Below are 4,228 nucleotides of genomic sequence, written 5' to 3' on the forward strand. Positions count from 1 at the left end.
GCTGAGTTGCGAGGCCCGCACCGAGCACCAGGTCAGCAGGATGCCCAGGGCGATGATCGATTCGGGGCGCAGGCGTCGGGGGCTCTGGCGGTGACGGCGGCACCGGCGGCATGGGCGGACAAGGTGGTGGGGAGGGCCTCGGCGGTACCGGCTCGAGCAAGGGGTCGCCGGGGGAACGGGGCACGGCAGGGGCAAGTGGGGACCACGGCGCGCGCGGCAACGACGGGTAGCCGAGAGGGTGCACTGAATGACGGTCCAATTCCGGTTGCTCGGCGATGTCGACGCCCGGGTCGACGGGCAGCCACTCGAGATCGGCCATGCCCGTCAGCGCTGCGTCCTGGCCGCGTTGTTGATCGACGTGAACCGTCCGGTGCCGTTGGAACAGCTCGTGGATCGCGTGTGGTCGGACCGTCCGCCCTACTCTGCGCGCAGCTCGTTGACCAGCTATGTTTCCCGTCTGCGCAACCTGTTCGGCGATGCGCACGGCGTCGCGCTGTCGCGCGAACCGGGCGGATACGTGCTCGCCACCGACCCGGCGTCGGTCGACTTGCATCGCTTTAACGCCGCGGTGTCCAAGGCCAGGGCAACAGCAGATCCGCACGAGGGAGCGGTGTTGTTCGATCGCGCACTCGAGGTCTGGGGCGGGGAGCCGTTCGCATCTCTGGATACCCCGTGGTTCAACGACGTGCGCAACGCGTTGCAGGCTGAGCTGCTCTCGGTACAGCTGGACCGCAACGATGTCGCGCTACGCGCCGGACGCCACCGCGACCTACTCGTCGAACTGCTGGCAGCTCAAGCAGCACATCCGCTCGATGAACGGCTGGCGGGCCAGCTGATGCTTGCCCAATACCGCTGCGGTCGGCAGGCCAATGCGCTGGAGACCTACCGTCAGACGCGACAGCGGCTCGTCGACGAACTCGGCCTCGAACCCGGCCCGGCGCTTCGCCGAGTACATCAGCAAATTCTCACCGGCGACACTGACGAGGAAGCCGCCGACGTCGGTCCGCCCGCGTCAGATGTGGAGTCGTCCGTGCAGCCAGCGGCGAGTCTGCGGGGCGCGGACGGATCGCACTGGGCGCTGCTGCGGCGGGTCACCAGTTTTGTCGGGCACGGCAACGAGCTGCAGCGGACCCTGACTGCGCTGCGCACCGGACCGCTGGTGACGCTGGCCGGCGTGGGCGGCGTCGGCAAGACCCGGATGGCGCTGGAGGTCGCGAGGCTTGAACAAGAGCGTTTCAGCGCCGGGGTGTGGATCTGCGAACTGGGACCGCTCGAGAACGACGAGGGAGTTGCCGACGCCGTCGCCGCAACGCTGCGCTTGCGCAGGCAACAAGGCCGCAGCCTCGACGAATCCATCGTCGAATACCTGCGACCGCGTGAAGCGCTGCTGGTTGTCGACAACTGCGAACATGTGCTCGACGTGGCTGCGGCGCTAGTTGAGCGCATCATCGGAGAATGCCCGGGGGTATCGGTGCTGGTGACCACCAGACAGCCGTTGGGAATCGAGGGCGAGCAAATCGTCATGATCGAGCCACTGCCGGTGGAGGACGCAACCCGGCTCTTCGCTGACCGGGCCCGCGCCAGCAGACCCGATTTTCGTCTCGACCAGCAGCAGGCGGGCGCGGTGGCCGACATTTGCAAACGCGTCGACTGCCTGCCGTTGGCGGTCGAGATCGCGGCTGCGCGCATGCGTGTGATGAGTGCCCGCGACGTGATGCGGCGGCTGGACCACCTGTACGCGCTCCGGGGCGGGGTGCGGGGCGCTCTGCCGCGTCAGCAAAGTCTGAACGCAACGATCGACTGGTCATATCGACTCCTCACTGCCGCTGAGCAGACCTTGTTTGTGCGACTGTCGGTATTTGCGGGTTCGTTCGATCTCGAGGCCGCGCACGGGGTCTGCGGTGTCGAAGGCGCCTGCGAGGACAGCACGCTGGAGTTGCTGGTCGGCCTGGTCGACAAGTCGATGGTGATCGTGCGCAGTGTCACCAACCGAACCCGCTACGGCGTTTTGGAAACGCTGCGAGCATTCGGGCGTGAGCGACTACGCGAAGCCGGCTGCGACGCATCGCATGTGGTGCGGCACGCGGTGTATTTCACCGAGTTAGCCGAGCGGGCCGCGGTAGGCCTGCAGGGGGCCGAGGAGCGTGAATGGGTCGAGCGGATGCTGCCCGACTACGACAACCTGCGCACAGCGTTCGATCATGCGATGGCGCAGCCGGACATCGATGTCGCGCTGCGCTTGGTCACCGCCGTGTCGGGGCTGGTTGACCTGCGTTTCGGCTATGAGGTGGCCCAGTGGGCCGAACGGGTGATCGAGGTCGCCGATCCCAGCCATCCGCTGTATCCGGCTGCGGTGGGCGCGGCTGCTCGTGGCGCGTGGAACGACGCCGACTACGTCCGGGCGAAAGCGCTGGCTGCTTTGGCAGAGGGCCGCACTGTTCCACCTAGGACGGCGCGTTTCGCCCACCCCGCAGATGTGGCCGCCGACGCCGCCCTGTTCGAGGGTGACGCGCGCGGCGTCTTGGCGTACTGGAACAGGGAGGCCAAACGCGCGCGTAAGGAAGGCAATCCGACCCGACTGGTGTGGACGGCGTTCGTGCTTTCGGTCTGTCACGGTGTGTTGGGTAGACCTGAGGTTGCAGTGCCCGGTGCGCTGGAGGCGGTGGCAGCCGCCGATGCCACGGGTAACCCGACGGCGCGTTCGATGGCCTACTTTGCGTTGGCCTATCCGCTGAAAATGTCTGACCCCGATCGCGCGTTGACCCTGTTCGAAGAGGCCGCGCGGTTGGCCGGTGAGGTCCAGAACTTCTGGTGGTACGGAATTGCCCTGATGGAAGCCGCGGCAACTCGTGCCGTGCACGGTGATCCTGCTACCGCGGCACAGCTGTTCGTCGAGGTGCTCGATCACTGGAACCGGGTAGGCGACCTCAACCAGCAATGGGTCAATCTGCGCTACATCGCGCGGTTGCTCGTGCGCATCGGTGACGATGACGAAGCCGCATTTCTGTATGGCGCCGTCCTGAAGGCCGGAAAGCGCCCACCGTTTCGGGGTGCCACCCTGGATGCGCTCATCGACCGACTGGGCGCGGATCGCTTCGAAACGTATTGTGCGGCGGCTATTGCAAACCAGGACATAGTCACCAGGGTGCGACCGATCCTGCAACGCCACGCCCATCAGGTGGCAACCTTGGGTTAGCGAGACAATTGAGCAAATTGGCCTCAAGGTCGACATTCTTCGGCCGTCCAGCGCATACGCGAAGTATGCTCGTTTCAACCTGACGCGCTGCGTTTGCTGTTGCCTGGTGGAGAGGGCTGAATGACAGTCGAGTTTCGCTTGCTCGGCGACGTTGAGGTGCGTGTTGACGGGCTCAAGCTGGACATTGGCCATGCGCGGCGCCGGTGTGTATTGGTGGCGTTGTTGGTCGATGTCAACCATTCCATTTCGCCCGAACAGTTGGTTGATCGCGTGTGGTCGGATCGGCCGCCGCGGCGTGCGCGAAATTCGTTGGCGGGCTATGTTTCTCGGTTGCGCAGTTTGCTCGCCGACATCGATGGCGTCACAATCTCGCGGGGGCCGTCGGGCTATTCGCTGACCACTGACGCCTCGTCGGTGGATCTGCACCGATTCCGCCATCTGGCAGCGCAGGCGCGGGCGAGCGCGGATGCGGCGGAGGCTTCGGCGTTGTTCGAGCAGGCCTTGCAGGAGTGGGCGGGTGAGCCGTTCATGTTCCTGGACACGCCGTGGGTCAACGAGGTGCGTAGGGCGGTGTTGGCTGAACGTTTTGCCGTCGAACTGGATCGCAACGACGTGGGATTGCGGGCGGGACGGCATGCGGAGCTCTTGGTCGAAGTGACGGCCGCGCAGGCCGCGCATCCGTTGGATGAGCGGTTGGCCGCGCAGTTGATGTTGGCGCAGTACCGGTGTGGGCGGCAGGCCGACGCGCTGGACACTTACCGCCGCACCAGACTGTGGCTGGTCGAGGAACTCGGCGTCGAACCCGGTGGGCACCTCAAGGAGGTGCACCAGCAAATACTCACCGGCGCGGCCGAAACCGCCGATATGCAATGGGATTTGGAACCGGCCGGAATCAAGGAAGAAGCGTCGCCGCCGCCGGTGGTGTGTGATCGGCCGTCGTCGGGGTTGTTGCGGCGGGCGACGAGTTTTGTGGGTCATGAGGAGGAGTTGGGGTTGGTTGTGGGGGCGTTGGGGGGCGGTTTGTTGGTGCCA

2 protein-coding genes are annotated in these 4,228 nt (G+C 65.7%); both read left to right on the forward strand.

The genetic code is table 11. From position 1 onward, the window contains the following. Positions 1-247: 247 nt before the first annotated feature. Positions 248-3,196 (forward strand): AfsR/SARP family transcriptional regulator, encoded by a 2,949-nt coding sequence (locus A5634_RS17985; protein WP_065145388.1) that lies wholly within the window; start codon positions 248-250, stop codon positions 3,194-3,196. Between the two features lie 120 nt (positions 3,197-3,316). Further along, a partial coding sequence (locus tag A5634_RS17990; protein WP_172831733.1) for an AfsR/SARP family transcriptional regulator occupies positions 3,317-4,228 on the forward strand: 912 nt, incomplete at its 3' end.

The organism is Mycobacterium asiaticum (genome assembly GCF_001673365.1).
Taxonomy (GTDB): Bacteria; Actinomycetota; Actinomycetes; order Mycobacteriales; family Mycobacteriaceae; genus Mycobacterium; species Mycobacterium asiaticum_A.